Raw genomic sequence first — 24,899 nt, forward strand, 5'->3', positions numbered from 1 at the left:
TTGCTCTCGAACTTCCGTTTGACGCCAGCGAGGCTATCGGGCCGGGAGGTCCACGGGGAAACCGTCCGTCAGGTGTCCGTCGCCAGCCACTCCTGGAGCTCGATCAGGTTCCCCTCGGGGTCCGCCAGGTACGCCACCTTCAGCCGGCCCCACTGCACCTGCGGCTCCGTCAACAGCTCGTACCCCCGCGCGGCCACCCGCGCCGCCGCCGCGTCCACGCTCTCGACCTTCAGCACCACCAGCGCCCGTACGCCCTGCGCCGCGGACCCGAGCCCGTCCGGCAGCGCCTGCGCGAAGTGCTCCCGCTGCTGGAGCGTCACGGCCGCGGCGCCGCTCGGCGGGCTGAGCTTGCCGTACGGCCCGCTCTCGTCGTCCACCTGCGGCGTCAGCCCGAGCACGTCCCGGTAGAACCGGAAGCAACTGCCGAAGTCCTCCACCAGCAGCCGTACTTGCGTGAGTTCCATGTCTGCCTCCCCGAGATGTCCTGTTGCGGGCGAGAGCCTACTGCGGGGCGGGGGAGGGGCGACGGGGTGGCTCACCTGGGTAGCGCATTGTTCGGATGTATACCAGTTTGGGTAGTGCAATCATCGGCCCGCGCAGGAGAGACCCATGGCCCGCACCACCCTGACGTCCGCTCCGCTCGTCCTCGCGCCGGACACCGCCGGCCTGGTCGCGGAGATCGAGGCCTACCTCGCCTCGCTGCCCGCCCCCGCCCGCACTCCGGCCCCCTACGTCTGCCCGCTCGGCAGCGTGCTCCAGCCCTGGAACGCCGGCTACCCGCTGCCCGGCCCCACCCTGCTGGAGCGGGTCCTGCGCCGGCCCTCCCGCCCCGCGCCGGTGACCGCGGCCGGTCATCTGCGGCTCGCCTCGCGGTACATCGCGGCGCACGGCTGGCTCCAGGGTGCGATGTGGGACTCCGCCGGCCGGGTCTGCCTGCTCGGCGCCCAGGCCGCCGTCCTGGCGCACGGCTACGGCACGCCGGCCACCGTCCAGAGCGCCCGGGTCCAGGTGATGGAGGTCCTGCACGCCACCGGCCGGCCGGCGTCCTCCCCCGACGACTACAACGACCGGCCCACCACCCGTCAGGCCGACATCCACCAACTGTTGGAGCGCGCCGCCGCCCGCGCGCGCTCCCTGGGCCTGTGACCGGACGCCCGCCCACCCGGGGAACCGACTGCCCGGAGCCGCTGACCGCCCGTCGGACATGCGAAAGAGGCCCGGCCCGGGGTGCACCCCGGGCCGGGCCTCTGACGTTGGAGCGGGCGACGAGAATCGAACTCGCGTGACTAGTTTGGAAGACTAGGGCTCTACCATTGAGCTACGCCCGCGTGCGCGCCTGCCGACTGCACGCACCCCGCGACCGCTGCCGGTCGTGAGGACGGGGTTCAGCGTACCTGGTCCGGTCGGTTTCGTGCACACCGCTTCGGGTCGAGTGGTGTCGGGCGAGCGTCGGATATGTCGGCGAGCCGTGGGGGCCCGGCGTGTACGCTTCCTCTCGGCACCACGGGGTGTGGCGCAGTTTGGTAGCGCGTCCGCTTTGGGAGCGGAAGGCCGTCGGTTCGAATCCGGTCACCCCGACAGTGCGGCAGGGTCTCGTCTGGTGGACGGGGCCCTGTTGGCGTTCCGGGCGACGGTCGTGCAAGGTGGAATGTTGATTCTTCACCAACCTTCCCCGAGTCGCACCGATCCGCTGGAGTTCCGATGCCCACGCCCGACCGTACCGTTCCCCCGCGCCGGGGGCTGAACCCCAAGGTCGCGGTCGGTGCGGTGTTCGTGGCTGCGCTGTTCATGACGATCATGGACACCACGATCGTCAACGTGGCCCTGCCCTCGATCGGGCGGCAGTTCGCCACCGACCCGGCCGGCGTCGGCGTGGTCAACGTCGGTTACCTGCTCGCCCTCGCCGTCTTCGTCCCGCTCTCCGGCTGGCTGGCGGACCGGATCGGCACCCGGCCGGTCTTCCTGGGCGCCCTCGCGCTGTTCACCGTCGCCTCCCTGCTCTGCGGCGCCGCCGACTCCCTGACCCAGCTGACGCTCTACCGGATCCTGCAGGGCGCGGCCGGCGGACTGCTCACCCCGGTCGGGATGACCATGCTGTTCCACGCCTTCCCGCAGCAGGAGCGGATGCGGGCCACCCGCATCCTGATGCTCCCCACCGCCGTCGCCCCGGCGCTCGGCCCGGTGCTCGGCGGCTGGCTGGTGGACGGCTGGTCCTGGCACTGGGTCTTCATCGTCAACGCGCCGGTGGGGATCGCCGCCCTCGTCTTCGGCCTGCTGTTCCTCCCCGACTTCCGCACCGGGCACGCCGGACGCTTCGACGCCGCCGGCTTCCTGCTCTCCGCCACCGGTTTCGGTCTGGCGATGTACGCGCTCTCCGAGGGCGCCGGCCAGGGCTGGGGGAGCGCCCGGATCCTGCTGCCCGCCGTACTCGGCGTGCTCGCGCTGGTGGCCCTGGTGGTGGTCGAGCTGCGCCGGCCCGAGCCGCTGCTGGACCTGCGGCTGTTCGGCGACCGGCTGTTCCGGTCCGTCAACCTGCTCTCGCTCTCCTCCGGCGCGGCCTTCCTCGGCATGCTCTACCTCTTCCCGCTGCTGATGCAGGACGCGCTGGGCATGGACGCCCTGCACAGCGGGCTGATGGTGTTCCCCGAGGCGATCGGTGTGATGATCGCCAGCCAGCTGTCCGGTCTGCTCTACCCGCGGGTGGGCCCGCGCCGGATCCTCATCGCCGGCTGCACCGTGGTGGCCGGCTGCCTGGCGCTGATGGCGACGATCACGCCGGAGAGCAACCTCTGGGCCGTACGCGGCCTGTTGTTCGTCACCGGGTTCGCAATGTCGCACGTCTTCATGCCCTCCCAGACGGCCGCGTTCGCGACCGTCCCGGCCCGGTCCACCGGCGCCGCCTCCACCCTCTACAACGCGCAGCGCCAGCTCGGCGCCGCGCTGGGGGTGGCCGTCCTCGGCACCGTGCTGACCGCCCTCGGGACGGTCTCCACGAATGCGGCGGGTACGCCCGTGGCGAACCTCGCGGCCTACCGGACGGCCTTCCTGGTCGCGGCCGCGCTGGCCCTGGTGGCGGCCGCGATCTCCTTCTCCGTCCGGGATTCCGACGCCGCGGCGACCATGCGGCCGGCCCCCGGGGGCCCGTCCGAGCCCGCGCCCGAGGCCCCCGGGAGGGCTCCGGCGAGCCTCTGAGCGGCGCTCGGCGGCGGCGTCCTGGCGTCCGCCTTTCGTGGTACCGGTAGGATGGGTCGCTGGCGGTAGTCCCTGTGGTGTGCACGCAGGTCAACCGCACGAGGGCGAGGAGTCACGCTCACCGTCCACCCCCAACGGGAGATGCAGCTCCAACCGCCCATCGCCCGTCTCGCCCGACCCGACCGGCCCGTACCGGCCGCCGGGAACGGCGGAGGCAACCTGACCGCAAGCCCCTAGGAGACCTAACCGTGAAGAGCGCCGTCGAGACTCTGAACCCGACCCGGGTTCGACTCACCATCGAGGTGCCCTTCGAGGAGCTCAAGCCCAGCCTCGACGCGGCGTACAAGAAGATCAACCAGCAGGTCTCGGTCCCGGGCTTCCGCAAGGGCAAGATCCCGAACCGTGTCATCGACCAGCGTTTCGGTCGTGGCGCCGTGCTGGAGGAGGCCGTCAACGACGCGCTTCCGCGCTTCTACACGCAGGCCGTCGACGAGGGCAAGATCGAGGTCCTCGGACAGCCCGACATCACCGACATCGAGGGTGTCGAGAAGATCGCCGACGGTGGTGACCTCAAGTTCACCGCCGAGGTCGACATCCGCCCGGAGATCACCCTCCCCGACTTCTCCGAGATCTCGGTGACGGTCGACCCGATCGTCGTCTCCGACGAGGACGTCGACAAGTCCCTGGAGCAGCTGCGCGAGCGCTTCTCCTCGGTCAAGGACGTCGAGCGCGCCGCCGCCGCCGGTGACATCGTGGTCGTCGACCTCGAGGCCAAGGTCGACGGCGAGGTGCCGGACGACGGCACCGCCGCCGGTGTCAGCTACGAGATCGGCTCCGGCCGCCTCATCGACGGCATCGACGACGCCGTGATCGGCCTCGCCGCCGGTGGCACCGCGACCTTCAGCACCGAGCTCAAGGGCGGCACGCAGGCGGGCAAGACCTCCGAGGTCACCGTCACCGTGACCGCCGTCCAGGAGAAGGAGCTGCCGGAGCTGGACGACGAGTTCGCCCAGCTGGCCAGCGAGTTCGACACCCTGGAGGAGCTGCGTGGCGACTCCCGCAAGCGCCTCGAGCGCATGAAGGAGTTCGACCAGGCCACCCAGGCCCAGGAGAAGGTCCTGGACGAGCTGCTCTCCAAGGTCGAGATGGAGTACCCGGAGAAGCTCCTCAAGGACGAGATCCAGACCCGTCGCCACAACCTCGAGCACCACCAGCTCGAGCCGATGGGCCTGACCCTGGAGGCCTACCTCGCCACCCAGGACAAGTCCGTCGAGGACTTCGAGGCGGAGACCGAGGAGCAGGCGAAGAAGGGCATCAAGACCCAGTTCGTGCTGGACCAGATCGTCGGCAACGAGGAGCTGGGCGTCAACCAGGAGGAGCTCACCGAGCACCTCATCCGCCGTGCCGCCGGCTCGGGCCTGACCCCGGACCAGTTCGCGCAGCAGGTCGTCCAGGGTGGCCAGGTGCCGCTGCTGGTCGGCGAGGTGGCCCGCGGCAAGGCGCTGGCCCTGGTCGTCGAGAGCGCCAAGGTGGTCGACACCGAGGGCAACGAGATCAACTTCGACGACGACGAGACCGACGAGTCGGGCGAGACCGTCGAGGCCGCCGCCGAGACCACCGAGGCCTGACCTCCCCGGTAGTGTGACGCAGCCAGTGGGCCCGGACGCCGTACGCGGTGTCCGGGCCCACTGTCGTACCCCACCGCGGTACGCCGCCGGCTACCCCGCCCGGGTACCCGCCGGGCCCGTACGGGGCCGCCGAGGGCCGCTCGGCGGGCCCGCCGCGGCGCCCGTGACCCTGCGCTCACAGCGAACAGTTCTGCGTGGGGGATTCTGCGGCCCGGCCTGCGCGTTAGGGTCCTTGGACAGCGACATTCACGCAGTGATATCTCAAAGCTGTGCGACAAAGTGACGGCCGTGGAGCGACCGTCCAAATCGACTGAGCAGGTGGCTAAGTGACGTTCCCGCAGATGCAGATGCCTGGCCTGATGGCGCCGCACGCCGCCGCTGGTGACGTGCTCGGCGGCCTGGGCGACCAGGTCTACAACCGGCTCCTGAACGAGCGGATCATCTTCCTCGGCCAGCAGGTCGACGACGACATCGCCAACAAGATCACCGCCCAGCTGCTGCTGCTGGCAGCCGACCCGGACAAGGACATCTACCTCTACATCAACTCCCCGGGCGGCTCGATCACGGCCGGCATGGCGATCTACGACACCATGCAGTACATCAAGAACGACGTGGTCACCATCGCGATGGGTATGGCCGCCTCGATGGGCCAGTTCCTGCTGACGGCCGGCGCCAAGGGCAAGCGCTTCTCGCTGCCGAACGCCAACATCCTGATGCACCAGCCCTCCGCGGGCCTCGGCGGCTCCGCCACCGACATCCGGATCCAGGCCGAGCAGCTGCTGCGCACCAAGAAGCGGATGTCCGAGCTGATCGCCCAGCACAGCGGCCAGTCCTTCGAGCGGGTGACCGCGGACTCCGACCGCGACCGCTGGTTCACGCCGGAGGAGGCCAAGGAGTACGGCCTGATCGACTCGATCATGCACAGTGCCGCGGACGTCCCCGGCGGCGGCGGCACCGGCGCCTGAGCGCGGCCGGCAGCAGACTCCCAGACCGTACGCTTCGGAGGACAGAACACCCCATGAACACGCCCCAGACGCCCCGCGGCGAGTACTACGGCGCCCGCGCCGAAGGCCGTTACATCGTCCCGCGCTTCGTCGAGCGCACCTCGCAGGGCATCCGCGAGTACGACCCGTACGCCAAGCTGTTCGAGGAGCGCATCATCTTCCTCGGCTCGCAGGTGGACGATGTCTCCGCGAACGACATCATGGCCCAGCTGCTCTGCCTGGAGTCGATGGACCCGGACCGCGAGATCCAGATGTACATCAACTCGCCCGGTGGCTCCTTCACGGCGCTCACCGCCATCTACGACACCATGCAGTACGTCAAGCCCGACATCACCACCGTCTGCATGGGCCAGGCGGCCTCGGCGGCGGCCGTGCTGCTCGCGGCCGGCACGCCCGGCAAGCGCATGGCGCTGCCGAACGCCCGGATCCTGATCCACCAGCCGTACACCGAGACCGGCCGCGGCCAGGTGTCCGACCTGGAGATCCAGGCCAGGGAGATCTTCCGGATGCGCGAGCAGCTGGAGGAGATGCTCTCCAAGCACTCCAACAAGCCGGTCGAGCAGGTCCGCGACGACATCGAGCGCGACAAGATCCTGACGGCCGAGGAGGCCCTGGAGTACGGGCTGATCGACCAGATCATCTCCACCCGCAAGACCTCGCTGACGGACTGACGTCGGCGGCTCGGGGCGGGGCGTACGCGAAAGTGACGTACGCCCCGCCCCCGCCCGTTCCGGCCGGGCCGCTCGGCCCGGCACAATTGAGTACGGGCTCATGCCCGGGCGACGGCATCTGTTCGGTATCAATTCGCCCAGGGCGTAGGGCAGACCTGCCGAACACAAGGGAATCACCGGCCCGGCAGAGTACCGTCGGATAGCGAGACCGACCGCCGACGGCGATACCGGTCCACAGCACCAGGCCCCGGAACCCCCGCGGGGCCCCTGGCGAAGGGGAAGCACCTCGTGGCACGCATCGGAGACGGTGGCGACCTGCTCAAGTGCTCGTTCTGCGGCAAGTCGCAGAAGCAGGTGAAGAAGCTGATCGCCGGGCCCGGCGTGTACATCTGTGACGAGTGCATCGACCTGTGCAACGAGATCATCGAGGAGGAGCTCGCCGAGACCTCCGAGGTGCGCTTCGAGGAGCTCCCGAAGCCGCGCGAGATCTACGAGTTCCTGGACCAGTACGTGGTCGGCCAGGACCTCGCGAAGAAGGCGCTGTCGGTCGCGGTGTACAACCACTACAAGCGCGTCCAGGCCGGCGAGGCGGGCCGCAGCGGCGGCAACGGCCGTGAGGACGCCATCGAGCTGGCGAAGTCCAACATCCTGCTGCTGGGCCCCACCGGCTCGGGCAAGACGCTGCTGGCGCAGACCCTGGCCCGGATGCTGAACGTGCCGTTCGCGATCGCGGACGCCACGGCGCTGACCGAGGCCGGTTACGTCGGCGAGGACGTCGAGAACATCCTGCTCAAGCTGATCCAGGCGGCGGACTACGACGTCAAGAAGGCCGAGACCGGGATCATCTACATCGACGAGATCGACAAGGTCGCCCGCAAGAGCGAGAACCCGTCGATCACCCGCGATGTCTCGGGCGAGGGCGTCCAGCAGGCGCTGCTGAAGATCCTGGAGGGCACCACGGCCTCGGTGCCCCCGCAGGGCGGGCGCAAGCACCCGCACCAGGAGTTCATCCAGATCGACACCACCAACGTGCTGTTCATCGTGGGCGGCGCGTTCGCGGGCCTGGAACGGATCATCGAGGGCCGCGCGGGTGCCAAGGGCATCGGGTTCGGCGCCAACATCCGCTCCAAGCGGGAGTCGGACGCCAGCGACCACTTCCGCCAGGTGATGCCGGAGGACCTGGTGAAGTTCGGGATGATCCCCGAGTTCATCGGCCGGCTGCCGGTGATCACCAGCGTGCACAACCTGGACCGCGAGGCGCTGCTGCAGATCCTCACCGAGCCGAAGAACGCGCTGGTCAAGCAGTACCGCAAGCTCTTCGAACTGGACGGCGTGGAGCTGGAGTTCAGCCGCGACGCGCTGGAGGCCATCGCCGACCAGGCGATCCTGCGCGGTACCGGCGCCCGTGGACTGCGGGCCATCATGGAGGAGGTGCTGATGTCCGTGATGTACGAGGTGCCCTCGCGTCAGGACGTCGCCCGCGTGGTGGTCACCGGGGACGTCGTCTCCAAGCACGCGATCCCGACCCTCGTGCCGCGCGACATGATCAAGCGGGAGCGGCGCGAGAAGAGCGCCTGAGCCCCGCCCGCCAGGGCTGCTACGGCGAAGGGCCCCGCACACCGGACGGTGTGCGGGGCCCTTCGCCGTAGCTGTGTCCCGTGGCCGTGGCCGTAGGGCCTACTTCGGGACCTCGGCGACCTGGCGCAGGTCCCGGGCGTCGGTGGCGACCTTGTCCAGCGAGGGCGCCTTGCCGTCCTCGTTGGCCTCGACCACCCCGATGACGCTGCTGCTGTCGGCCCAGGCGCAGACACCGAACTCGGACTCGCCGTTGGAGACGGTGGCGCAGTCCAGCTTGCCGCCGAGCGGGCCCGGGTCGACGCTGCGCCGGCCGGAGACGGTGGCGCCGTCGCTCTCGGAGATCCCCTTGAAGAAGCCGTCCAGCTCGCGCTGCGGCTGGAGCACCTTGCCGTAGGCGCCGACCACGATCACGGCCTGGCTCTCGTCGGCGCTCTTGTAGAGGGCGCTGACGCCGGTGGGGCTCCAGGAGCCGTCGCCGCTGCCGATCTCCTTGACGATGCCGTCGCTGAGCTGCTTGGCGGCCTCGCTGCTGTCGTCACGCGCCATGCTCTTGAACTCGGTGGGCAGCGCGATCTTCTTGGTGCCGGCCTTGGACGTGACGTCGTAGACGAAGTAGGCCAGCAGGCCGCCGATGAGCACCAGCAGGCCCAGGAAGCAGCCGATCAGGATCCACAGCGTCCTGCGGGACTTCTTCGGCGGCTGGGTCGGGTACCCGGGGTACCCCGGGTACCCGGGGTAGGCGCCCGGGGCGGGGTAGCCAGGCTGCCCCTGCGGCGGGACGGCGCCGTAGGCGGGCGGCTGCGGGGGAGGCGGGGCGCCGTAGGGCTGGGCCGGCGGCGGGCCGAACGGGTTCTGGTCGGACACCTGGTCCTCTTCTCGGACGAAAGTGGGCGGGATCGGGACCGCTACTTGGAGGTGACCATCGCGTCGCGGATCGCCCGGGTCTTCTCGGCGGCCTGCTCCGGGGTCATCGGCGGCTTGTCGCCGGCGGTGGCGCTGATGTGGGAGAACGAGACCGCGGCCCAGGTGGAGTTGTCGCCCCACTCGCAGACCGCCTTGCCCTGCGGCTTCGTGCCGGCGATCGACATCGGCTGCAGGATGCCGCAACGCAGCTTGCCGCTGGAGTCCTTGGCCTCGTTCGCCGGGAAGTCCTTCATCGGGGTCGACCAGGTGGCGCCGTTGGCGGCGGACTCGCTCTGGTAGCTGTTCATCTCCTGGTTGACGTCCTTGAGCTCGCCGAAGTGGCCCAGGATGGACACGGTGTCGCTCGGGTCGGCGGTGCTGGCGTAGCTGGCGACCACGCCGGAGAGGCTGCTGCCGTACTTGGCGGTCTCGGCGGCCTTGGAGGGGTCGGCCGGCGCCGTCTTGGCCATCTTCTGGGTGTAGCCGCCCGGCAGGGTCTGCGGGGTGGAGATGACCAGGCTTCCGGCGGAGGCGCCGCCGAGGAACTTCCAGGCCGCGAACCCGCCGCCGCCCAGCACCAGGGCGCCGATCACCAGACCGACGACCAGGCCGCCCTTGCCCTTCTTCGGCGGGGCAGGCTGCGGGTAGCCGCCCGGCGCCCCGTAGGGGGCCTGCGGGGCGCCGTACTGCGGCTGGGGCGCGCCGTACTGAGGGGCCGGCGCGGGTTGCTGGGGCGGGTAGCCGTACTGCGGCTGGGGCGCGCCGTACTGCGGCGGTGCGGGCTGCTGTGGTGGGTAGCCGTACTGGGGCGGTTGCCCGTACGGTGGCTGAGGCTGCCCCTGCGGATACTGCTGACCCTGGCCGTACATGCTCCGTGCTCCCCCGCCGCGCGCGCGGCCTGTCGTGGTCCGATTTCCTCCGCACTCGCACGAATAGTCGTGCGAGTGTCGGCGAACGCTACCGCACGTGGCTGACGGCACGCCCGACTGGACCGAAGGAGGGGCCGGACCGAAAGCGGTTCGTAACCCGTGTCCGCTCTTACGTAAACTGTGCGTTGTGACCGACACGACGAACCAGCGCCCCGAGAGTCCGCAGGGATCCAACCCGGCCCCCGGGGACGACGCAGCCACCCTCCCGACGACCTACGCCCCGGCCGAGGTAGAGGGCGAGCTGTACGAGCGCTGGGTGGAGCGCGGCTACTTCACCGCCGACGCCAAGAGCGACAAGCCCGCGTACACGATCGTCATCCCCCCGCCGAACGTGACCGGTGCCCTGCACCTGGGCCACGCCTTCCAGCACACACTGATGGACGCGCTCACCCGCCGCAAGCGGATGCAGGGCTTCGAGACGCTCTGGCTGCCGGGCATGGACCACGCCGGCATCGCCACCCAGAACAAGGTCGAGCAGCAGCTCGCCGAGTCCGGCCTCTCCCGCCACGACCTGGGCCGCGAGGCCTTCGTCGAGAAGGTCTGGGAGTGGAAGGAGAACTACGGCGGCCGGATCCTGGGCCAGATGCGCCGCCTCGGCGACGGCGTCGACTGGTCCCGTGAGCGCTTCACCATGGACGAGGGCCTGTCTCAGGCCGTCCAGACCATCTTCAAGAAGCTCTTCGACGACGGCCTGATCTACCGCGCCGAGCGCATCATCAACTGGTGCCCGCGCTGCCTCACCGCGCTCTCCGACATCGAGGTCGAGCACGAGGACAGCCCCGGTGAGCTGGTCTCGATCCGTTACGGCGAGGGCGAGGACTCCATCGTCGTCGCCACCACCCGGGCCGAGACGATGCTCGGCGACACCGCGATCGCCGTCCACCCGGACGACGAGCGCTACGCGCACCTGGTCGGACGCACCGTCGCCCTGCCGCTGACGGACCGTCGCATCCCCGTGGTCGCCGACACGCACGTCGACCCGGAGTTCGGCACCGGCGCCGTCAAGGTGACCCCGGCGCACGACCCCAATGACTTCGCCATCGGCCAGCGGCACGACCTGCCCAGCCTGAGCGTGATGGACGAGCGCGGTGTGATCACCGTGCACGGCCCGTTCCTCGGCCTGGACCGGCTGGAGGCCCGCTCGGCCGTTGTCGGCGCGCTGCGGGAGCAGGGGCGCATCGTCGCCGAGAAGCGCCCCTACATGCACGCGGTCGGCCACTGCTCGCGCTGCCACACCATCGTCGAGCCGCGCCTGTCGCTGCAGTGGTGGGTCAAGGTCGGGCCGCTGGCCGCCGAGGCCGGCACGGCGGTGCGCGACGACCGGGTGCAGATCCACCCGAAGGAGCTGGAGGGCCGCTACTTCAGCTGGGTCGACAACATGCACGACTGGTGCATCTCGCGCCAGCTCTGGTGGGGCCACCGGATCCCGGTCTGGTACGGCCCCGAGGGCCAGGTCGTGTGCGTCGGCCCGGACGAGCAGCCGCCCGCGGGCGAGGGCTGGTACCAGGACCCGGACGTCCTGGACACCTGGTTCTCCAGCGCCCTGTGGCCCTTCTCGACCCTCGGCTGGCCCGAGCGGACGCCGGACCTGGAGAAGTTCTACGCCACCGACGTCCTGCTCACCGGCCACGACATCATCTTCTTCTGGGTCGCCCGGATGATGATGTTCGGCCTGTACGCGATGGACGGTCAGGCGCCGTTCCACACCATCGCGCTGACCGGCCTGGTCCGCGACCAGTTCGGCAAGAAGATGTCCAAGTCTTCCGGCACCGCGGTGGACCCGCTGGACTGGATGAACGAGTACGGCGCCGACGCCGTCCGCTTCACCCTGGCCCGCGGCGCCAACCCCGGCGCCGACGTGCCGATCGGCGAGGACTGGGTCAAGGGCTCGCGCAACTTCTGCAACAAGATCTGGAACGCCACCCGCTTCGCGCTGATGAACGGCGCGACGGTCCAGGGCGAGCTGCCGGCCGCCGAGGAGCTGACCGCGGCCGACCGCTGGATCCTCTCGCGCCTGAACGAGACCGTGGCCGAGGTCGACGCGCTCTATGACGACTACCAGTTCGCCAAGCTGGCCGACACCCTCTTCCACTTCGCCTGGGACGAGGTCTTTGACTGGTACGTCGAGCTCTCCAAGACCACCCTGGCCAAGGGCGGTGCGTCGGCCGACGCCTCGCGCCGGGTGCTCGGCGAGGTCCTGGACGTGACGCTGCGGCTGCTCCACCCGGTCGTCCCGTTCGTCACGGACACCCTGTGGACGACGCTCACCGGTGCCGAGTCCCTGGTGGTCACCGACTGGCCGACCGACAGCGGCTTCCGTGACGAGGCCGCCGAGGCCGAGATCGCAACCCTCCAGCAGGTCGTCACCGAGGTCCGGCGCTTCCGCTCCGACCAGGGCCTGCAGCCGGGCCAGAAGGTTCCGGCGCAGCTCGGCCTGGCCGGTACGGTGCTCGTCCCGCACGAGGACGCGATCCGCTCGCTGCTGCGGCTGACCGCCTCCGAGGAGGGCTTCTCGGCCACCGCCTCGCTCCAGGTCGCCGGCGCCACCGTCGCGCTGGACCTCTCCGGCACCATCGACGTCGCGGCGGAGCGCAAGCGTCTCGCCAAGGACCTCGCGGCCGCGGAGAAGGAGAAGGCCCAGACGGCCGGCAAGCTCGGCAACGAGGCCTTCCTGGCCAAGGCGCCGGACGACGTGGTCGCCAAGATCCGCGCCCGGCAGGAGGCCGCCGAGGCCGACATCGTCCGGATCACCGCTCAGCTCGCGGCCCTGCCGCAGGCCTGACGCACCGGCAGGACCGAGCGCGCCGCGGCAGCCGCGGCGCGGCAGTACCGACAGGGCCGCCCCCCGAGCAGGGGGGCGGCCCTGCGTGTTGCGCCCGGCCCGCAATCCCCGCCGAATCACGGTCGCGGTGGAATATCCACCGGGATCCGGATAGCCCATTCGGCGGTATTCCCCGGTGTCCACGGCATGGTCAACGGCCGCACTGCCGTGCCGTGACCGGTGCTGTCGCACAGCTGCGACGGAATTGACCCTTCTCGTCCGGGAGATCTCCGCGAGGTTGCACGGGTAATCCGCGCACAGCGGGGGAAGGTGACGAAAGTCTTGCCGCTCTTCGATCAAAGTCCGGTCGATTTCCTTCCGGTCTTGTACGGGCGGGTTCGGCGAAGTTCACAGGTCGACTGTGTACGGTGGGCAGGAGTTCCGCGGAGCCGGCTGACTGACGGGAGGGCATGGCGTGGTGGTGACCAAGGAGTTGGCCGACGAACTGCCTGCTGAGGCGGTCGAGGAGGCCAAAGCCCGGGCGGCGGTACTGCTGCTCGCCTTTCGGCACGGAAACCAGCTGGCATTCGACCAGGCGCTGGACCGGTTGTTCGAGGAGCGGGCGGAACGGGAGGTGACCACGCTGCTGGTGTGGATCGCCGCCGAGGCGGTCCGCAAGGCGTACGCCCCGCAGGTCGCCGACCGGGTCCTGCGAGGTCTGGCCAGGCGGGCCCCCACCGACACCACCGTGGTGGCTGTCGACGAGCAGACGGCGGACGCGGCCCGGCTGGTCGAGGCGGTCGAGGCCGGCGAGGTGGCCGTGGTGCGCGGCCTGGTCGCCGCCACGCCCGACACCACCTTCCTGCTCGGCGGGCTGCTCCAGGCGGTGGCGATGATGCTGCCGCTGCTGCCGGAGGGCGAGGCCGCGGAGATCGTGGCCGAGCTGCGCCGGCGGCACTGCGGCCCCTGCCCGGACATCCCCGAGGCCCGCGCCGGTGCGTAGCCGCGGCGGGCCGGCCGCGCCGGGCGCAGCGGCGGGTGCCACGGGCGCGGCCGCAGGGACGGCCGCCCGGCTCCGTAGACTGTGGTCGTGAGCGACAAGGCCGAGCAGAACCCGTACACCGTCCGTCCCAGCAGCGACGAACCCGCGAGCGCCCTACGCGACGTCGAGCTGGAGCTGGCCAAGCGCTGGCCGGAGAACAAGCTGGAGCCCTCGCTCGACCGGATCGAAGCCCTGATGGACATCCTCGGACAGCCCCAGCGGGCCTTCCCGTCCATCCACATCACCGGGACCAATGGCAAGACGTCCACCGCCCGGATGATCGAGCAGCTGCTGAACACCTTCGAGCTGCGCACCGGCCGTTACACCAGCCCGCACGTGGAGTCCGTGACCGAGCGGATCACGCTGGACGGCAGCCCGATCAGCGCCGAGCGATTCGTCGAGACCTATCGGGACATCGAGCCCTACGTGCAGATGGTCGACGCCCAGCAGTCGGTGCCGATGTCCTTCTTCGAGGTGCTGACCGGCATGGCGTACGCGGCCTTCGCCGACGCGCCGGTGGACGTGGCGGTGGTCGAGGTCGGCATGGGCGGCTCCTGGGACGCCACGAACGTGATCGACGCCGCCGTCTCGGTGATCACCCCGATCTCGCTGGACCACACCGACAAGCTCGGCGAGACGCCCGGCGAGATCGCCGTCGAGAAGTCCGGGATCATCAAGGCCGGTTCGCTGGCCGTCGTCGCCCAGCAGCCGCTGGACGCCGCGCAGAGCATCCTCAAGCGCGCCGTCGAGGTGGACGCCACGGTGGCCCGCGAGGGCATGGAGTTCGGCGTGATCCGCCGCGAGGTGGCCATCGGCGGCCAGCTGATGACACTGCGCGGGCTCGGCGGCGAGGAGTACGAGGACATCTTCGTCCCGCTGCACGGCGCCCATCAGGCGCACAACGCGGCCCTCGCGCTGGCCGCGGTGGAGGCGTTCTTCGGCGTCGGCGGCGCGCGCGGCGGGAAGCTGGACGCGGACAAGGTGCGCCAGGCGTTCTCCGGCGTCTCCTCACCGGGCCGCCTGGAGGTGGTCCGCCGCAGCCCCACGGTCCTGCTGGACGCGGCGCACAACCCGCACGGCGCCGAGGCCAGCGTCGCCGCGATCGGCGAGTCCTTCGGCTTCACCCGGCTGGTCGGCGTGATCAGCACCAGCGGCGACAAGGACGTCGCGGGCCTGCTGGAGATCTTCGAGCCGATCCTCGCCGAGGTCGTGATCACCCAGAACTCCACCCACCGCGCGATGCCGGTGGACGACCTGGCCGCGATCGCGGTGGAGGTCTTCGGCGAGGACCGGGTGCAGGTCGAGCCCCGGCTGGACGACGCCATCGCGGCCGCCGTCACCCTGGCCGAGGAGGAGGGCGACCTCGGCGGTGCCGGTGTGCTGGTCACCGGCTCGGTCATCACGGTGGGCGAGGCGCGCCTGCTGCTGGGAAGGAAGTGACATGCGAACGCTCTGTTCCTCGACGCTGATCGGCGAGGCGCTGCTGGTGCTCTTCGCCGGGCTGGTGGCGATGCGGCTCTCGGACGTTCCGACCGGGACGATCTGGGCCGTCAGCGGGGTCGCGATGCTGCTCTGCGTCCTGCTCTGCGGCGCGATCACCCGCCCCGGCGCGGTGGCGGTCGGCTGGGCGTTGCAGATCGGTCTGATCGCGAGCGGGTTCGTCCTGCCGACGATGTTCGTTCTCGGCCCGGTGTTCGCCGGCCTGTGGTGGTGCTCGGTGCACTACGGCCGCAAGATCGACGAGATCAAGGCCGCGCGCACCGTGCCGGCCTAGAGGTCGCTGAGCAGCCCGTACGCGCAGGCGGGCTGCTCACGCAAGGTAGCCTTCGGGGTGGACGCATACACCATGCCGAACCGATTCCCCAGGAGCCGCACCGTGTCCCAGCGCACTCTCGTCCTGCTCAAGCCCGACGCCGTCAAGCGCGGCCTGGCCGGCGAGATCATCAGCCGTATCGAGCGCAAGGCCGGTTGGCAGCTCGCCGCCGTCGAGCTGCGGACCTTCGACCGGTCGACGCTGGAGCAGCACTACGAGGAGCACATCGGCCGCCCGTTCTACGAGCCGCTGCTGGAGTTCATGACCTCGGGCCCGTCGATCGCGCTGATCGTCGAGGGCGAGAACGTCATCCCCGGCATCCGCGCGCTGGCCGGCGCGACCGACCCGCTCCAGGCCGGCCCGGGCACGATCCGTGGTGACTTCGCGACCATCACCCGCGAGAACCTGATCCACGCCTCCGACTCCGAGGCCTCCGCCGAGCGCGAGATCAAGATCTTCTTCCCCTCGCACGCGTGAGTGGACCAGCACGCCGGTGCTGAGCGGGAATCCCCGGGCGGGTCCATTGACCCGGCCGGGGCATTCTTATCGTCAAATACGGAACTCAACCGCCCGACACGGCGTCCCAATGCTCAGAGAAGCGATCACACCCCGGACAATGGTCGGTATGCCCCACGTCGACGTCCGAGCTGACCGGCGTGGCTACGATGGACACAACTCACGGGCCCCGTACGGCTGCTCAGCTGGTGTCCGCCCTGTCGTGGGCGAGCGCGATCGGTCCACTCCCCGCCATTGACTCCGAGCCCGGGAAGGCACACCAACCCCATGGCCAACAACCTGTCGTTCATCGGCCGTGACATGGCGATCGACCTCGGCACTGCCAACACGCTGGTGTACGTCAGGGGCAAGGGGATCGTCCTGAACGAGCCGTCAGTGGTGGCGGTGAACACCAACACCGGTGGCATCCTGGCCGTCGGGTCCGAGGCGAAGAAGATGATCGGCCGCACGCCCGGCAACATCGTCGCCATCCGCCCGCTCAAGGACGGCGTGATCGCCGACTTCGAGATCACCGAGCGGATGCTCCGCTACTTCATCCTCAAGATCCACCGCCGCCGGTACCTGGCCCGCCCCCGGGTCGTGGTCTGCGTGCCCTCCGGCATCACCGGGGTCGAGCGCCGCGCCGTGATCGAGGCCTCCTCGCAGGCCGGCGCCCGCCAGGTGCACATCATCGAGGAGCCGATGGCCGCCGCGATCGGTGCGGGCCTGCCCGTGCACGAGGCGACCGGCAACATGGTGGTCGACATCGGCGGCGGCACCACCGAGGTCGCGGTCATCTCGCTCGGCGGCATCGTCACCGCGCAGTCCATCCGGGTCGCCGGCGACGAGCTGGACAACGCGATCGTCCAGCACATCAAGAAGGAGTACTCGCTCCTGCTCGGTGAGCGCAGCGCCGAGCAGATCAAGATGAGCATCGGCTCGGCCTTCGCGCTGGAGGGCGAGAAGGACGAGCACGCCGAGATCCGCGGGCGGGACCTGGTCAGCGGCCTGCCCAAGACCGTGGTCATCTCCGCCGCCGAGGTCCGCGCGGCCATCGACGAGCCGGTCAACACCATCATCGACGCGGTGAAGACCACGCTGGACCAGTGCCCGCCCGAGCTCGCGGGCGATGTGATGGACCGTGGCATCGTGCTGACCGGCGGCGGCGCGCTGCTGCGCGGTCTGGACGAGCGGCTGCGCCGGGAGACCGGCATGCCGATCCACATCGCCGAGAACCCGCTGGACTCGGTCGCGCTCGGCTCCGGCAAGTGCGTGGAGGAGTTCGAGGCCCTCCAGCAGGTACTCGACGCCCAGCCCCGCCGTTAAGCACGTCGGTCCGCCGGCGCCGCCGCTCGGACAGCATTTCAACTGAAGGGCCCTCACCAGCCCACAGCCCGGTGGGGGCCCGGCACCGGAAACCGGACGAAGGGGCAGTTCCAGCACCGTGAGGGACACACGAGAGAGCCGGCTGCTGCTCATCCTGCTGGTCGCCGTCGCCTTCGCGCTGATCACCGTCGACATCAAGGGCGGCGAGAGCTCCCCGCTCGGCGGCGCCCGGCGGGCGGCGGCGAAGGCCCTCGGCCCGGTGGAGCGCGGCGCCGCCTCGGCGGTCGACCCCGTCGCCGACACCGTCCGCTCCTTCCGGGACGCCGTCACGCACCGGGGCCGCACGGACCAGCTGACCCGGGAGAACACCGAGCTGCGCGAGAAGCTCGCGTCCTCCGACACCGCCGCCGGGCGCACCAAGCAGCTCGACGACATGCTGCGCACCGCCGGCGCCGGGGGCTACACCGTCAAGGCCGCCCAGGTGATCGCGATCGGCGCCGCCCAGGGCTTCTCCTGGACGATCACCATCGACGCCGGCAGCGACGACGGCCTCACCCGGGACATGACCGTGGTCAACGGCCAGGGCCTGGTCGGGCGGATCACCACGGTCGCACGCACCACCTCCACCGTGCTGCTCGCCTCCGACCCCGGCTTCACCGCCGGCGCCCGGCTGGAGGGCAGCGGCGAGATCGGCTTCGCCTCCGGGCAGGGCACCAGCCCGATGAAGGTCTCCCTGCTCAACGGCAAGGCCCAGGTGAAGGCGGGGGACCGGCTGGTCACCTTCGGTTCGCAGAGCGGGCGCCCGTTCGTGCCCGGAGTGCCGGTCGGCAAGGTGGTGGAGGTCGAGGCGACCCCCGGCCAGCTCACCAAGACGATCATGGTCGAGCCGTTCGTGCAGTTCACCACGCTCGACCTGGTCGGCGTGGTGGTCGTGCCGCCGCGCACCGACCCGCGTGACGCCGTCCTGCCGCCCGCGCCCGGCCAGCCGGCCTCCGCCCCGGCGGGGGCGCCCGCCGCTCCGCCCGCCAAGCCCACTGGGGGGAACTGACCCATGCGACTCGCCCGGATCCCCGTCTCGTTCGTCCTGATCCTGATCGGCCTCGTCCTCCAGGTCAGCGTGCTCGGCCGGCTCCAGCTGCCCGGCGCCACCCCCGACGTCCTGCTGCTCATGGTGGTCGGCCTGGCCATGGTGTACGGCCCGACCGGCGGCTGCCTGGTCGGCTTCGGCGCCGGACTGCTGGCCGACCTCGCCCCGCCCTCCGACCACGCGATCGGCCGCTACGCCCTGGTGCTCTGTCTGATGGGCTACGCCGCCGGGCTGCTGCGCTCCGACTACGGCCGCCAGCGCTCGGTGTTCGGCGCGCTGCTGACGGTGGGCGGCGCGGCCGTCCTCTCCACGCTGCTGTACGCGCTGGTCGGCGCGCTGGTCGGCGACACCGCCGCCCGCCATGTCGGCCTCACCGGCCTGGTGTTCAGCGCTCTGATGTACGACCTGCTGCTGGCCCCGTTCGTGGTGCCCGCCGTGATGCTGTTCGCCCGCCGCTTCGAGCACGACCCGGTGGCCGCGGCGGGCGGCGAGGGCGGCAGCGCGAGTGGTGAGGGGCTGGGCACCCTGGCCCGGTACCGCACCACCCGGGAGGCCTCCGCGGGCCCGTCGTACAAGAAGAAGCGCGTCTCCGGTCTGGCCAAGCGCCCGTGAGCGGCGTGTCCGCCCGCGCCGCCGTCCCTGACACGGACCGCGCCACCGCCCGCGCCACCGCCCGTTAACCCGCACTCTGGAGCACACGCGACGTGAGCAACATCCCCGAGACCGGCCGCACCCGGCGGGTGACGATCCGTCTGGTGGTGCTGCAGATCCTCGTGCTGTCGCTGCTCGCCACTCTCGGCGGGCGGCTGTGGTACCTGCAGATCCGCAGCGCCAGCGAGTACACCGCCAAGGCGACCGGCAACCACATCCGCGAGGTGGTCGAACCGGCCGTGCGCGGGGAGATCCTGGACGCCGCGGGGCGGATCCTGGCCGGCAACGAGACCAAGCTGGTCGTCTCGGTCAGCCGGACCGCGCTGATGCAGCAGAAGGACCAGGGCAAGGCCGTCCTGAGCAGGCTCGCCGAGGTGCTCGGCATGCCGGCCAAGGACGTCCAGGAGAAGGTCAGGCTCTGCGACGCCAAGACGCCGCAGCCCTGCTGGAACGGCTCGCCCTACCAGCCGATCCCGGTCACCAAGGACGCCACCACCCAGCAGGCGATGCAGATAATGGAACGCCGCGAGGACTTCCCCGGCGTGACTGCGCAGCCCACCGCGATCCGGCACTACACCGGGGTCGAGGGCGCCAACGCCGCCCAGGTGCTCGGCTACCTCTCGCCCGTCACCGACGACGAGGTCAGCAAGACCGTCGACAAGACCGGACTGGACCGCTACCTGCCCTCCGACCAGATCGGCCGGGCGGGCCTGGAGTCGGTGTACGACCGGGACCTGCGCGGCACCACCGGTGTCACCAAGCTGGAGGTGGACAACCTCGGCCGGGTCATCGGCACCGCCGGCGCCGTCCCCGCCCAGCCCGGCAACAACCTGGTGACCAGCATCGACGCGCGGGTGCAGAAGGTGGTCGAGGACAACCTGGCGCAGGCCATGTCCGACGCCCGCAAGACCTTCGACAAGGTGACCAACCGCAACTACGAGGCCGACTCCGGCGCCGCCGTCGTGATGGACGTACACACCGGGCGGATCGTGGCGATGGCCAGCGCCCCCACCTACGACCCCAACCTCTGGGTGGGCGGCATCACGGGCAAGGACTACCAGAACCTGACCACCAAGGAATCAAACTTCCCGCTGCTCAACCGGGCCATACAGGGTCAGTCCGCCCCCGGTTCGACCTTCAAGGTGATCTCCACCACCGCCGCCGTGCAGGCCGGCTACCCGCTGGACGGGAAGTACCCCTGCCCGACCAGCCTGACCATCGGCGGCCGTGAGTTCAAGAACTTCGAAGCGGAGAGCTTCGGCTCGATCTCGCTGGAGAAGGCGCTGGAGATCTCCTGCGACACCGTCTTCTACGGCCTGGCGTACGACCAGTGGATGAAGGACGGCGGCATCAAGCCGAAGAAGGACCCGGGCGACTGGTTCTACAAGACCGCCCACCAGTTCGGCCTCGGCGCCAAGACCGGCATCGACCTGCCCAGCGAGGTCACCGGCCGGGTGCCGGACCGGCAGTGGAAGCAGTCCTTCTACGACAACAACAAGGACGCCTGGTGCGCCCAGGCGGCCAAGGGCGGCAACAGCTACTCCGACCAGATCGCCCGGGAGAACTGCCAGGACGGCTACCAGATGCGCGCCGGTGACTCGGTCAACTTCGCGATCGGGCAGGGCGACACCCTGGTCACCCCGATCCAGATGGCCCGGATCTACGCGGCGCTGGCCAACGGCGGCACCTTCTACCGGCCGACCGTCGCCAAGGCGGTGATAAGCCCGAGCGGGGATCTCGTCCGCGAGATCGCCCCGCACGAGGACGCCAAGTTCCCCGGCGACCAGAAGCTGCTGAGCTACATCGACCAGGCCACCGCCGGCGTCGTCACCGGCGGCACCGCCGCCTGGAAGTTCACCGGCGCGGGCTGGCCGCAGGGCAAGATCGAACTGCACGCCAAGACCGGCACCGCCGAGGTGCAGGACAAGCAGACCACCTCCTGGCTGACCACCTACAGCGCCGACTACGCGGTCGTGATGACGATAAGCCAGGGCGGCACCGGCTCCGGCGGCTCCGGCGACGCGATCCGGCGCATCTACCAGGCCCTGTACGGCGTGGACGACAAGGGCAACATCGACACCGGCAAGGCCGTGCTGCCCAAGCCGCAGGCCGAGCTGCCCAAGTTCAACCCGGACGGCACCGCGATCATCAAGCAGGCCGCCTTCCCGGCCGCACCGGGCACCTTCCTGGACCCGGCGCAGCCGGCCGGCCCCGCCTCGGCGCTGTACACGGCGGCCGGCGCGGCCCTCGAACCCAACCGCGGCACGTGGAACGGCAGTACCGGAAGGGGCCGGGCATGACCTCCTACGGCTCGTACCGTCAGGTGCGGCTCTCCCCGCAGCGCGGGGCGGTGTCCAAGGCACTGGCCAAGGACTCCCCGCTGCGCCGGCTCGACTGGATACTGATACTGGCCGCGCTGGCACTGTCGCTGGGCAGCTCGCTGCTGGTCTGGTCGGCCACCCGCGGGCGGGACCAGCTCACCCACGGGGACCCGCAGTACTTCCTGTTCCGCCACCTCACCAATCTGATGATCGGTCTGGTGCTCTGTGCGGTGGTCATCGGGATAGGGAGCCGCCGGTTCCGCACCCTGGTGCCCTTCGTCTACGTCGCCGTGATGCTGATGCTGGTGGCCACCCTCAGCCCGCTCGGCTCCACCATCAACGGGCAGCACTCCTGGATCCAGTTCGGCGGCGGCTTCTCCATCCAGCCGGCCGAGTTCGCCAAGCTGGCCATCGTGCTCGGCATGGCCGTCATCGTCTCCGCCCAGGTGGACGCGGGCGAGCGGGAGATCCCCTCCAACCGGGCCGTCTTCCAGGGCCTGGTGGCGGCCACCATCCCGATGGCCGTCGTGATGCTGATGCCGGACGCCGGCTCGGTGATGGTGATGGCCGTCGTCGTGCTGGGCATCCTGCTCGCCTCCGGCGCCGCCAACCGCTGGATCGTCGGGCTGCTGCTGGCCGGCGTGGGCGGCTGCGTGGCGATCTGGAAGCTGGGCGTGCTGAGCAAGTACCAGATCGACCGCTTCGCGGCCTTCGCCAACCCGGCGCTGGACCCGTCCGGTGTCGGCTACAACACCGCGCAGGCCCGGATCGCCATCGGCTCCGGCGGGCTGACCGGCAAGGGTCTCTTCCACGGGACCCAGACCACCGGCCAGTTCGTCCCCGAGCAGCAGACCGACTTCGTCTTCACGGTGGCCGGCGAGGAGCTCGGCTTCCTCGGCGCCACCGCGATACTGCTGCTGATCGGGGTGATCCTCTGGCGCGCGTGCCGGATCGCCCGGCACGCCACCGACCTGTACGGCACGATCGTGGTCGGCGGCGTGGTGACCTGGTTCGCGTTCCAGGCCTTCGAGAACGTCGGGATGTGCCTGGGCATCATGCCGGTCGCGGGCATCCCGCTCCCGTTCGTCTCCTACGGCGGATCGTCGATGTTCGCCGTCTGGATCGCGGTCGGCCTCACCCAGGCCGTCCACGGTCAGCGCCCGATAGCGGGCTGAGCGAGCGCCGCGACTCTCCCGTGGCCCGGCCGGCGTCCACCGCCGCCCGGGCCACCGGTGCGAGGAGCCGGGAGCCGCCGCCGTTCGGCTACCCTTGAGGGTCACCCCCTCCCCGCACCTCATCGTCGTAAGGGTTCCTAGTACATGACTGTCGAATCGGTCTTCCCACGCCTGGAGGCCCTCCTCCCGCACGTCCAGAAGCCGATCCAGTACGTCGGCGGCGAGCTCAACTCGACCGTCAAGGACTGGGACGCCTGCGACGTCCGCTGGGCCCTGATGTACCCCGACGCCTATGAGGTGGGCCTGCCCAACCAGGGCGTCATGATCCTCTACGAGGTGCTCAACGAGCGCGAGGGGGTGCTGGCCGAGCGCACCTACAGCGTCTGGCCGGACCTCGAAGCACTGATGCGTGAGCACCACGTGCCGCAGTTCACCGTGGACGCGCACCGCCCGGTGAAGGCGTTCGACGTCTTCGGCCTGAGCTTCTCCACCGAGCTCGGCTACACCAACATGCTCACCGCGCTGGACCTCGCGGGCATCCCGCTGGAGTCCCGCGACCGCACGATCGACGACCCGATCGTGCTGGCCGGCGGCCACGCGGCGTTCAACCCGGAGCCGATCGCGGACTTCATCGACTGCGCGGTCGTCGGTGACGGCGAGCAGGCCGTGCTCGACATCACCGAGATCGTCCGGACCTGGAAGGCCGAGGGCCGGCCCGGCGGCCGCGACGAGGTGCTGCTGCGCCTGGCGCGGACCGGCGGGGTGTACGTGCCGCGGTTCTACGACGTCGAATACCTGGCCGACGGCCGGATCGCGCGCGTCGTCCCGAACGCCCCCGGTGTGCCGTGGCGGGTCTCCAAGCACACGGTGATGGACCTCGACGAGTGGCCCTACCCCAAGCAGCCGCTGGTGCCGCTCGCCGAGACGGTGCACGAGCGGATGTCCGTGGAGATCTTCCGCGGCTGCACCCGGGGCTGCCGCTTCTGCCAGGCCGGCATGATCACGCGCCCCGTGCGGGAGCGAAGCATCACCGGCATCGGCGAGATGGTCGAGCGCGGGCTGAAGGCCACCGGCTTCGAGGAGGTCGGCCTGCTCTCGCTGTCCTCCGCCGACCACACCGAGATCGGCGACATCGCCAAGGGCCTGGCCGACCGCTACACCGAGGACAAGATCGGCCTGTCGCTGCCCTCCACCCGGGTCGACGCCTTCAACATCGACCTCGCCAACGAGCTGACCCGCAACGGCCGCCGCTCGGGCCTCACCTTCGCCCCCGAGGGCGGCAGTGAGCGCATCCGCAAGGTGATCAACAAGATGGTGTCGGAGGAGGACCTGATCCGCACCGTCGCCACCGCCTACGGCAACGGCTGGCGCCAGGTGAAGCTGTACTTCATGTGCGGCCTGCCCACCGAGACCGACGAGGACGTGCTCCAGATCGGCGAGATGGCGAAGAACGTCATCCAGAAGGGCCGCGAGGTCACCGGCCAGAACGACATCCGCTGCACCGTCTCCATCGGCGGGTTCGTGCCCAAGCCGCACACCCCGTTCCAGTGGGCCCCGCAGCTGTCCGCCGAGGCCACCGACGCCCGCCTCGCCAAGCTGCGGGACTCCATCCGCGGCGACCGCAAGTACGGCAAGAACATCGGCTACCGCTACCACGACGGCAAGCCCGGCATCGTCGAGGGCCTGCTCTCGCGCGGCGACCGCCGGATCGGCGCCGTCATCCGGGCGGTGTACGAGGACGGCGGCCGCTTCGACGGCTGGCGCGAGCACTTCTCCTTCGACCGCTGGATGGCCTCCGCCGAGAAGGGCCTGGCCGGCACCGGCGTCGACGTCGACTGGTACACCACCCGCGAGCGCACCTACGAGGAGGTGCTGCCCTGGGACCACCTGGACAGCGGCCTCGACAAGGACTGGCTCTGGGAGGACTGGCAGGACGCGCTGGAGGAGGTCGAGGTCGACGACTGCCGCTGGACCCCGTGCTTCGACTGCGGCGTGTGCCCGCAGATGGATACGGCCATACAAATCGGCCCCACGGGCAAGAAGCTGCTGCCGTTGGCCGTGGTCAACACCGCGACCAGCGCAAATGCCGCTCACTCGCATGGGTGAGGCTCTGGCAAAGTTAGGGCAAATTCTTGCCGGCGCGACTGATCACGACCGGTCGGCGGTCTTGTCAGCACTGCAGACGGGTCCTCGCGATGAGGTCCGGCAGGCAAAGCAGAGGACCCCTCTGCCCGCCCGTCGGACCGCTCCGGGCATCGTGAGCGAGATCGAGTGGGTCTGACACCCTGATCGCGAAACAGTGGAGCCCTCCCCGATGCTCGGG

The 24,899-nt window shown here is 70.3% G+C and carries 20 protein-coding genes and 2 tRNA genes; 18 read left to right on the forward strand and 4 right to left on the reverse strand.

Annotated elements, in window-relative coordinates; genetic code table 11:
- Window positions 1-68: 68 nt before the first annotated feature.
- On the reverse strand, window positions 69-464 hold the full coding sequence (locus ACIBH3_RS02710; RefSeq protein ID WP_396310029.1) for a VOC family protein: 396 nt from the start codon (window positions 462-464) through the stop codon (window positions 69-71).
- Between the two features lie 145 nt (window positions 465-609).
- On the opposite strand from ACIBH3_RS02710, the gene ACIBH3_RS02715 reads away from it, so the two are divergent.
- Window positions 610-1,146 carry a hypothetical protein gene (locus ACIBH3_RS02715; RefSeq protein WP_396310030.1) on the forward strand — a complete coding sequence of 179 codons (537 nt, stop codon included), beginning with the start codon at window positions 610-612 and terminating at the stop codon, window positions 1,144-1,146.
- A gap of 108 nt (window positions 1,147-1,254) precedes the next feature.
- Here ACIBH3_RS02715 and ACIBH3_RS02720 read toward each other — a convergent pair.
- Window positions 1,255-1,328: transfer RNA gene (locus ACIBH3_RS02720), tRNA-Gly, on the reverse strand.
- A gap of 176 nt (window positions 1,329-1,504) precedes the next feature.
- Between ACIBH3_RS02720 and ACIBH3_RS02725 the strand changes: the two genes are divergently transcribed.
- The 6 genes from ACIBH3_RS02725 to clpX all read left to right on the forward strand — a co-directional run bounded on the left by ACIBH3_RS02725 (window position 1,505) and on the right by clpX (window position 8,073).
- Window positions 1,505-1,578: transfer RNA gene (locus tag ACIBH3_RS02725), tRNA-Pro, on the forward strand.
- A gap of 123 nt (window positions 1,579-1,701) precedes the next feature.
- Window positions 1,702-3,192: an MDR family MFS transporter gene (locus ACIBH3_RS02730; RefSeq protein WP_396310031.1), complete on the forward strand. Its 1,491-nt coding sequence runs from the start codon at window positions 1,702-1,704 to the stop codon at window positions 3,190-3,192.
- A 248-nt stretch (window positions 3,193-3,440) separates the two neighbouring features.
- On the forward strand, window positions 3,441-4,820 hold the full coding sequence (gene tig / locus ACIBH3_RS02735; RefSeq protein ID WP_396310032.1) for a trigger factor: 1,380 nt from the start codon (window positions 3,441-3,443) through the stop codon (window positions 4,818-4,820).
- A gap of 347 nt (window positions 4,821-5,167) precedes the next feature.
- Window positions 5,168-5,785, forward strand: coding sequence for an ATP-dependent Clp protease proteolytic subunit (locus ACIBH3_RS02740; RefSeq protein ID WP_350530854.1), 618 nt, complete (start codon window positions 5,168-5,170; stop codon window positions 5,783-5,785).
- A 53-nt stretch (window positions 5,786-5,838) separates the two neighbouring features.
- Window positions 5,839-6,495 carry an ATP-dependent Clp protease proteolytic subunit gene (locus ACIBH3_RS02745; protein WP_396310033.1) on the forward strand — a complete coding sequence of 219 codons (657 nt, stop codon included), beginning with the start codon at window positions 5,839-5,841 and terminating at the stop codon, window positions 6,493-6,495.
- Between the two features lie 288 nt (window positions 6,496-6,783).
- Complete coding sequence (clpX, locus tag ACIBH3_RS02750) at window positions 6,784-8,073, forward strand: ATP-dependent Clp protease ATP-binding subunit ClpX (protein WP_063347569.1); 1,290 nt, start codon at window positions 6,784-6,786, stop codon at window positions 8,071-8,073.
- Between the two features lie 99 nt (window positions 8,074-8,172).
- Here the strand turns inward: clpX and ACIBH3_RS02755 are convergent, their stop codons facing one another.
- Entirely contained in the window at window positions 8,173-8,937 is a 765-nt protein-coding gene (locus ACIBH3_RS02755) for a hypothetical protein (protein ID WP_396310034.1), read from the reverse strand.
- A gap of 41 nt (window positions 8,938-8,978) precedes the next feature.
- Complete coding sequence (locus ACIBH3_RS02760) at window positions 8,979-9,845, reverse strand: hypothetical protein (protein WP_396310035.1); 867 nt, start codon at window positions 9,843-9,845, stop codon at window positions 8,979-8,981.
- Between the two features lie 187 nt (window positions 9,846-10,032).
- Here ACIBH3_RS02760 and ACIBH3_RS02765 point away from each other — a divergent pair, with 187 nt between their 5' ends.
- The 11 genes from ACIBH3_RS02765 (at window position 10,033) to ACIBH3_RS02815 (ending at window position 24,682) form a co-directional block, all read left to right on the forward strand.
- Window positions 10,033-12,687, forward strand: coding sequence for a valine--tRNA ligase (locus ACIBH3_RS02765; protein ID WP_396310036.1), 2,655 nt, complete (start codon window positions 10,033-10,035; stop codon window positions 12,685-12,687).
- Between the two features lie 454 nt (window positions 12,688-13,141).
- On the forward strand, window positions 13,142-13,669 hold the full coding sequence (locus ACIBH3_RS02770; protein WP_396310037.1) for a hypothetical protein: 528 nt from the start codon (window positions 13,142-13,144) through the stop codon (window positions 13,667-13,669).
- Between the two features lie 87 nt (window positions 13,670-13,756).
- Window positions 13,757-15,148 (forward strand): bifunctional folylpolyglutamate synthase/dihydrofolate synthase, encoded by a 1,392-nt coding sequence (locus ACIBH3_RS02775; protein WP_396310038.1) that lies wholly within the window; start codon window positions 13,757-13,759, stop codon window positions 15,146-15,148.
- Between the two features lies 1 nt (window position 15,149).
- Complete coding sequence (locus ACIBH3_RS02780) at window positions 15,150-15,482, forward strand: DUF4233 domain-containing protein (protein ID WP_396310039.1); 333 nt, start codon at window positions 15,150-15,152, stop codon at window positions 15,480-15,482.
- 102 nt (window positions 15,483-15,584) lie between these two features.
- Window positions 15,585-15,998 (forward strand): nucleoside-diphosphate kinase, encoded by a 414-nt coding sequence (gene ndk, locus ACIBH3_RS02785; protein WP_396310040.1) that lies wholly within the window; start codon window positions 15,585-15,587, stop codon window positions 15,996-15,998.
- Window positions 15,999-16,316: 318 nt separating this feature from the next.
- A complete protein-coding gene (locus ACIBH3_RS02790) occupies window positions 16,317-17,342 on the forward strand; it encodes a rod shape-determining protein (protein WP_396310345.1) in 1,026 nt (341 codons plus the stop codon).
- Window positions 17,343-17,460: 118 nt separating this feature from the next.
- Window positions 17,461-18,390 (forward strand): rod shape-determining protein MreC, encoded by a 930-nt coding sequence (gene mreC / locus ACIBH3_RS02795; protein WP_396310041.1) that lies wholly within the window; start codon window positions 17,461-17,463, stop codon window positions 18,388-18,390.
- A 3-nt stretch (window positions 18,391-18,393) separates the two neighbouring features.
- Complete coding sequence (gene mreD / locus ACIBH3_RS02800; RefSeq protein WP_396310042.1) at window positions 18,394-19,041, forward strand: rod shape-determining protein MreD; 648 nt, start codon at window positions 18,394-18,396, stop codon at window positions 19,039-19,041.
- Between the two features lie 92 nt (window positions 19,042-19,133).
- On the forward strand, window positions 19,134-21,380 hold the full coding sequence (gene mrdA, locus ACIBH3_RS02805; RefSeq protein WP_396310043.1) for a penicillin-binding protein 2: 2,247 nt from the start codon (window positions 19,134-19,136) through the stop codon (window positions 21,378-21,380).
- Entirely contained in the window at window positions 21,377-22,576 is a 1,200-nt protein-coding gene (locus tag ACIBH3_RS02810) for an FtsW/RodA/SpoVE family cell cycle protein (RefSeq protein ID WP_396310044.1), read from the forward strand. Before mrdA ends, ACIBH3_RS02810 begins: the two co-directional genes overlap by 4 nt.
- 144 nt (window positions 22,577-22,720) lie before the next feature.
- Window positions 22,721-24,682: a TIGR03960 family B12-binding radical SAM protein gene (locus ACIBH3_RS02815; RefSeq protein WP_396310045.1), complete on the forward strand. Its 1,962-nt coding sequence runs from the start codon at window positions 22,721-22,723 to the stop codon at window positions 24,680-24,682.
- Window positions 24,683-24,899: the final 217 nt, after the last annotated feature.

Origin of the sequence: Kitasatospora sp. NPDC050543 (assembly GCF_044457565.1) — a bacterium.
GTDB lineage: Bacteria > Actinomycetota > Actinomycetes > Streptomycetales > Streptomycetaceae > Kitasatospora.